The 6,835-nt window shown below is 55.2% G+C and carries 5 protein-coding genes; 4 read left to right on the top strand and 1 reads right to left on the bottom strand.

Going from position 1 to position 6,835, the window contains the following annotated elements; genetic code table 11:
- On the top strand, window positions 1-2,576 hold a 2,576-nt coding region (locus DV520_RS12380; protein WP_165850110.1), incomplete at its 5' end, for a hypothetical protein.
- A gap of 189 nt (window positions 2,577-2,765) precedes the next feature.
- Window positions 2,766-2,984, top strand: a complete 219-nt coding sequence (locus tag DV520_RS11865) for an alpha/beta-type small acid-soluble spore protein (RefSeq protein WP_021919753.1) — start codon at window positions 2,766-2,768, stop codon at window positions 2,982-2,984.
- 122 nt (window positions 2,985-3,106) lie between these two features.
- Here DV520_RS11865 and DV520_RS11860 read toward each other — a convergent pair whose 3' ends face one another.
- Window positions 3,107-4,765 (bottom strand): ribonuclease J, encoded by a 1,659-nt coding sequence (locus tag DV520_RS11860; protein WP_021919752.1) that lies wholly within the window; start codon window positions 4,763-4,765, stop codon window positions 3,107-3,109.
- A gap of 364 nt (window positions 4,766-5,129) precedes the next feature.
- Between DV520_RS11860 and DV520_RS11855 the strand changes: the two genes are divergently transcribed.
- The gene (locus DV520_RS11855; protein WP_021919751.1) at window positions 5,130-5,462 is read left to right on the top strand and encodes an arsenate reductase family protein; all 333 of its coding nucleotides are present in this window, start codon (window positions 5,130-5,132) and stop codon (window positions 5,460-5,462) included.
- Window positions 5,463-5,561: 99 nt separating this feature from the next.
- The gene (locus DV520_RS11850) at window positions 5,562-6,557 is read left to right on the top strand and encodes a helix-turn-helix transcriptional regulator (protein ID WP_165850109.1); all 996 of its coding nucleotides are present in this window, start codon (window positions 5,562-5,564) and stop codon (window positions 6,555-6,557) included.
- Window positions 6,558-6,835: the final 278 nt, after the last annotated feature.

The raw sequence follows: 6,835 nt of genomic DNA, 5'->3' as shown, positions 1-6,835 counted from the left end.
ATGTGACCGGCTCCCAGCTGGCTAAGATGCTGCTGGTCTGCCTGGGCTTCGATTCTGACATCGAGGGCTACACCGGCAACGCTTGGGACATGAATGTCAACGTCCGTGCCACCCAGAAGGGCCTGTACAAGGGCCTGGAAGGTCTGGATGTCTCCGCTGCCCTGACCCGCGACACTGCGGCCCAGATGGTGTGGAACGCCCTGCAGGCTGGCGAAGTCAAGTATGAGTACACTTGGGTGGGCGGCGACGCCACCAAGGTGACTGCGGTTGACAAACTGGACAATGCCAACAATCCCATCACCCTGCTGAAGGACAAGTACAATGCCACCATCGTGGATGATGGTATTTTGACCAGTATTAATAAGGACAGCAAGGGCACCTACAATGTCGTCGTGACGAACAAGGATACTACTACGACGTATACCAAGGTTGAAAAGGACTACTCTGATCTGATGGGCCAGAAGGTTGACGTCATGGTGAAAGATGGCGATCAGTCCAAGGTCTATGGCATTTATGCCAATGAGGACTCCAAAGTGATTGCCACCGGCGTGGTGGGTGACCTGGATCCTGTAACCGGTGACAGCGAGAAGATCAAGCTGGACAGCACCGAGTATAAGATTGATACCGGCGCTAAGGTCTATCACTTTAACAAAACGGCAGATGCTGGTACACTGATTTCTTTGGCGAAGACTCACAGCGGTGTGCAGGATGCTTACAGCATTAAGCTGATCGACAACGACGGAAACGGCAAGATTGACCGTGCAGTTGTGACGCCCTTTGCGGTTGCTGAAGTTACCTATGTAGGAACCTCTTCCATGACCTTCCAGGCTGTTAACGGCTTTGCCACCATCGGCAACAAGGACGTGGACGACGTCACTGCTTATGACGGCATTGCCGAGGATGACTGGGTTATCGTTTACGCAGATAGCGATACGGTAGACGGCAATTACAATGTGGAGAAAGCTACTGTTGTGACTGGCGAAGTGACCGGTACCCGCAACAACAATACTGAGGGCCTGATTGACGGCACCTGGTACACCTCTTTGGTGTCTGGCGAGACCTTCAATGTTGGTGACACTGTTGACGTTGTGACCGTTGGCAGGTATGCATTTGATGTTGAGATCTCCGATACCACTGCTACTTCCGCAGATGTTCTGTATGTTGATGGTTTGGAGATCAAGACGGGTCTGAATGCTGGCCTGAACGCCAAGTTGTACTTCACTGATGGTACATCTAAAGAAGCATTGATCTCTAAGATTGATGGCTATAAAGTTGTGACTACCGGCTCTGCCAAGGCAGGCGAGGTACTGGTTTCGGGATCGAGCTCTGATACAGGTACTGCTGGTAGTGCTGGCTACAGCAAGGCTATGACTTCCATCGTTGATCTCGTTTACACCTTCTCCGTGGACGGCGACAAGTACGAGATCAAGACTATCTCCGATTCCAACAAAGCTGGCTTCAAGGGTCAGAATACGGTTAACTCCTATGCCGATAAGACTCTGACTCTGAAGGACAATAGCACCGCCAAGATCGCTGACGATGCAGTGATCTTCGTGGAAGGTGCCGACGACACCAAGGTTGTCTCTGGCGCCACTGTAAACGCTTGGGGCAAGGATTCGATTTCCTTTACCGCGGCCAACAGCATTGTGCTGTACTCTGAGTCCAATGGCTTTAAGTACGTGCAGGTTGGTTCTCTCAAACTGGCAAGTGGTAATATCCCCGATGCCTCCGGTGACACTGCTTACGGCTATGTGACTGCGGATCCCTACCTGATCAAGGAGGATGGCACCAACTACATCCAGTACACGCTGTGGACTGCTGACGGTGAGAAGGTCGTCCGCGAAAAGACTTCTGACGTCCACGCCAACAAGGGTGACTTCATTTCTTATAACGTGGGTGATGGTACGACCATCAAGACTGTCGAAGTGGGTGACGACGCCAATCTGTTTGCCGGTGCTGTAACCGCTTACGCAGGCGGCGAGGACATCAACATGGTCCAGGCTGATAACAGCGCTATCTCTCCCTTCGCCAATAAGATGGCCGATGATGCCACTGTGGTTTACGTCAACACCGCAGACACCAAGGGTGTAGACGGCGGCAAGATCCGCACAGCATCCAAGGACAGCAACGACAAGTACATTGCAAACGTAATGTATAAGCTGGACAGCGAAAACAAGGTCGAGGTTCTGTTTGTTGATGTGAACAACGATCTGGAAGCTGTTGACAACCCGGTTGTTGCTGATGATAAAAAGGCCGTTGAGGATGCAGTTAGTGCTTTGAAGAGTGCCGTTACAACAGGTTCTGCAAATGGTACTGCTGAGAAGCCTTATACAAAAACCGTGACCAACACGGACGGAAAATCTCTTGATCTGATCACTTTCTCTGCCAATGGTACTACTGTCTCGGCATCTATTGTTGAGGATACTGCGACCAAGATTACCAGTGTTAAGTATGCTGACGGCAAATTGACTGCGACTTCTACTGAGAATATGGTAGATGGCAGCGTAAAGCTCGCAATTACTATTGCAAACAATAATGCTACTGCTACTGTGTACGTAAATGTGACTCTCAACTGATTTTCTAATTAAAAATCACAATGAAACGTGCTCCCCTTTTTTGAGGGGAGCACGTTTTTCTAAAATTTACAAATCCCCGTTTCCGCATATCTTTTCGCAATCTGGCCATGATAAGCTCCAGAACGACGCAAGTTCGTTCTTTGATTTTACAATCTCTCATTTCAACATGAAACAAAGGAGAACATTGTTATGGCTAGCAATAAGTCTTCCAGCAACAACAAGATCATGGTCCCCCAGGCTCGCGCCGCGATGGACAAGTTCAAGATGGAAGCTGCCAACGAGGTTGGCGTGGATCTGAAGAAGGGCTACAACGGCTCTATGACCACCCGTGAGGCCGGTTCTATCGGCGGCCAGATGGTCAAAAAGATGATCCAGTCCTATGAGCAGGGCATGAGCAGCGCCGAGTAACCCACCGGGTTCTCTTCTCTGCTGTGTTGGAACAGAGGGAGAGGCAAGTTGCCTCTCCCTCTGTTCCTGTTTAGAATGCGCTACTCCCCCGCCGGCACAGGCGTGCCGACGGGGGAGCCAAATCAGACCTCCATAATCACAGGGAGGATCATAGGATTGCGTTTGGTTTTCTTGTAGAGATAGCGGGACATCTCGCCCTTCATGGCGGACTTGATAGTGGCCCAGTCCCCAATGCCCCGGCTCTGGCAGGCATCCAGGGCCTCCAAGGCCACCTCCCGGAGTTCCTCCATGAGGCTCTCCGATTCCTTTACATAGACGAAGCCCCGGGTGATGATGTCGGGGCCGGAGACCAGCTCTCCGGTCTCTCCGGACAGGGAGACTACCACCACAATCATGCCGTCCTGGGCCAGGTGCCGGCGGTCCCGCAGGACCACGCTGCCCACGTCGCCCACGCCGTACCCGTCCACAAAGACCCGGCCCGAGGGAACCGTGCCGCCCAACTGGGCGGAGTGGGGGGTGAGTTCGATGATGCGCCCCACGTCGCCGATGATAATGTTCTCCGGGGGGGTTCCCATCTCCTGGGCCACCCGGGCGTGGGTCTGGAGGTGGCGCTGCTCCCCATGGACAGGGATGAAGAACTTGGGCCGGACCAGGGCGTGGATGATTTTCAGCTCGTCCTGGCAGGCGTGGCCGGACACGTGAAGGGCGCCAGCGTTCTCGCTGACCACCTCAGCCTTTTTGCGGTAGAGCTCGTTGATGATGTTGTTCACCGCGTTCTCATTGCCGGGGATGGCGGAGGCAGAGATGATCACCCGGTCGCCCGCCTGGATGTCCACCTGCTTGTGGGTGGAAAAGGCAATCCGGAACAGGGCGGACATGGCCTCACCCTGGCTGCCAGTGGTGATGATGCAGATTTTTTCCCGGGGCAGGGACTTGATGTGGTTGATGTCCACAAGAATCCCCTGGGGGATTTCCGTGTACCCCAGTTCGGTGGCCACCCGCATGGAATTCTCCATGCTCCGGCCAGTGACCGCTACCTTGCGTCCGTAGCGGGCGGCCACGTTGATGATCTGCTGAATCCGATCCACATTGGAGGCAAAGGTGGTGACAATGATCCGCTCCTTGCATCCCTTGAACAGTTCATCGAAGCTGGCCCCCACGGCCCGTTCAGACCGGGTGTGGCCGGGGCGTTCCACATTGGTAGAGTCGGCCAGCATGGCCAGGACCCCCTCCTTGCCCAGCTGCCCCAGGCGGGTGAGGTCCATGATTTTTCCCTTGATGGGGGTGGGGTCAATCTTAAAGTCCCCGGTGTGGACCACCACGCCCACGGGACACTTCACCGCGAAGCTGACCGCGTCGGCAATGGAGTGGTTGGCGTGGATGAACTCCACGGAGAACTTGCCCGCCTGGATGATGTCCCCTGCCTCGCAGGTGACCAGCTTGGTGGTGTCCAGGAGCTTGTGCTCCTCCAGCTTCAGGCGCACCAAGCCCAGGGTCATCCGGGTCGCGTAGATGGGGGCGTTGAAGGACCGCAGCACGTAGGGCAGGGCGCCAATGTGGTCCTCATGCCCGTGGGTGAGAAAGATCCCCCGGATCTTGTCCTTGTGCTTGATCAAATAGCTCACGTCAGGGATGACCACGTCCACGCCATACATATCATCGTCGGGAAAGCCCATGCCCACGTCCACGATGATAATATCGTTGCCATACTCATAGACGGTGAGGTTTTTGCCGATCTCATTGAGTCCGCCCAAGGGAATGATTTTCAGTTTTTCTGCCATAATAACTCCTTTTTTCTAAAATTCCGCAGAGACAGACCCCAAAAAGAGAGACAGAAAGAAAAGGAAGCTGCCAGGCATACCCGTCCGCCCTGTCCCGCGAAGGGTGATGTCTGTGTTCCCTGTCCTCAAGCATAGATCGGTGGTCTGTGCGGTGGATTTTTATCTCATGCCGCATCGCGGCCGTTTCCCAGTAAAAAACAAATGAGAAAAGAAAACAGCGGACCGCTGTTTTCACTGTGTTATTGGTAGTATATCACCATTTCCGGAAAAAGTATACATATTTTTTGGAAGGCCTGGGTTTTTGGAACAGAATGTGATAAGCTAAAAGAGAAAATCCCCCCGCCCAAGGGGCCAGGAGGCAGCAATGAATATTCAGATTTTTGGTAAGTCCAAGTGTTTCGACACCAAAAAAGCGGAACGCTATTTCAAAGAGCGCCGGGTAAAATACCAGTACATTGACATGAAGAAATATGGCATCAGCAGAGGGGAGCTCAATGGGGTGCTCCGGTCGGTTCCCCTTTCGGACTTGGTGGACCCCAAGCACCCGGACGCGGCGCTGCTCCAGTATTTGGCCTATGACCAGGATAAGGTGGAGAAGGTGCTGGAAAATCCCACACTGCTGAGAACGCCCATCGTCCGCAACGGAAAACAGGCCACGGTGGGTTACCAGCCGGAGCAGTGGAAAACCTGGGAATGACAAAATCCCTCCCCTTTTTGGGACACCACCTCCTCTCCCTCTTGCAAAATTAGAACATATGTTCTATAATGAGAGCATCAACCAAGAGGAGGGATGAAGGTGGGAAAGCACACCGACCAGAGAGACCGCACCCTGTGTCTCGCCCGTATTTTATATGAGGAAACCGACGAAAAGCACCCCATGCCCATGACGGAGATGATCCGGCGTTTGGAGGAGGAGGGCGTGGCTTCCGAGCGAAAAAGTATTTATCGGGATTTGGCCGCCATGAACAAGCAGGGGTTTGAGGTGGCCTACCGCCACGGGAAGACCGGCGGGTGGTACCTGGCGGGGCGGCCGTTGAACCTCTCAGAGCTTCAAACCGTGATTGACGCAGTGGCGGTCTACCGCTGGATTCCAGCGGCGCTGCGGGCGTCTCTGCTGGACAAGCTGGCCGGGCTCTTTCCCCGGGGACAGCGCGGCCAGCTGCGCCGCCCGGTCTCGCTGCCGCCCCAGGGGGTGACAGCGCCAGAGGAGGTCCGGCAGGTGCTGGACCGCGTCCACACCGCCCTGCAAAGCCAGCGGGCACTGCGTTTTGTCTCGTTTGTGTACGACCCGGCGCGGAGACGGGTTTTCTCGGAGTACACTCTGGTGGTCAGCCCCAAGGGGCTGCTGTGGTCTGAGGAGGGGTATCACCTGCTGGGGTGGAACCATCGAAGCAAATCGTTGGCCCTCTATCGCACGGATCGGATGTCTCAGGTGCTGGTCACGGGAATGCCCGCGCAGGGGCCCAATCCCGACCCGGCACTGTGGACCGCAGCCCCCTTCGGCATCGAGCCCAACCGGCGGGAGCGGGTGCGGCTTCGCTGCTGCCGCGCTTTGGCGGATGAAATCCTCGACCGTCTGGGGTCAGCAGTCCAGCTGACGGCGGAGGGGCCCTTCTTCATCGCCACAGCGGATGTCATCTTGGGTCCCGCGTTCTGGGCCTGGCTGTCTATGCATATGGATACCATCACGCTCCTCTCTCCCGCCTGGGCGGCCAATCTCTGGACAACCCGCTGCCGCCCCCACCCTGGAGACGCCGCTTTTTCCACCAGCGTACAGCGGCACGCCATTTGACGCGGTGTTTCCCCTGATGTCCTTCCTCCAGATATCCCCCAGCACCCCATTGCGCGGATGCTGGGGGATTTTTCTGTTGTGTGGGGAGGGGAAACAACTGTGGGAACGCCGTGGAAAATCTGTGGGAAATTGCGAGGCAAAGCGTTGTGAGATAAGGGCTTCCCCCAGAAGAAGGTTCTGAGCCTGGTGCTCTGTGTGGCTGTGATGCTGTCTGTCATGGTCATGGGCGCCGGGGCGGCGTTCTCGGATCAGGACAAGATCGAGAACACCGAGGCCGT

Source organism: Evtepia gabavorous, assembly GCF_003425665.1.
Taxonomy (GTDB): Bacteria; Bacillota; Clostridia; order Oscillospirales; family Oscillospiraceae; genus Evtepia; species Evtepia gabavorous.
Note: the sequence above shows the minus strand (reverse complement) of the source record. Positions and strands in the feature narration are given on the sequence as shown.

Excerpts from the sequence above, each read along its gene's own strand:
- DV520_RS11865 (WP_021919753.1), top strand. The coding sequence starts at position 2,766 with ATGGCTAGCAATAAGTCTTCCAGCAACAACAAGATCATGGTCCCCCAG.
- DV520_RS11860 (WP_021919752.1), bottom strand. The coding sequence starts at position 4,765 with ATGGCAGAAAAACTGAAAATCATTCCCTTGGGCGGACTCAATGAGATC.
- DV520_RS11855 (WP_021919751.1), top strand. The coding sequence starts at position 5,130 with ATGAATATTCAGATTTTTGGTAAGTCCAAGTGTTTCGACACCAAAAAA.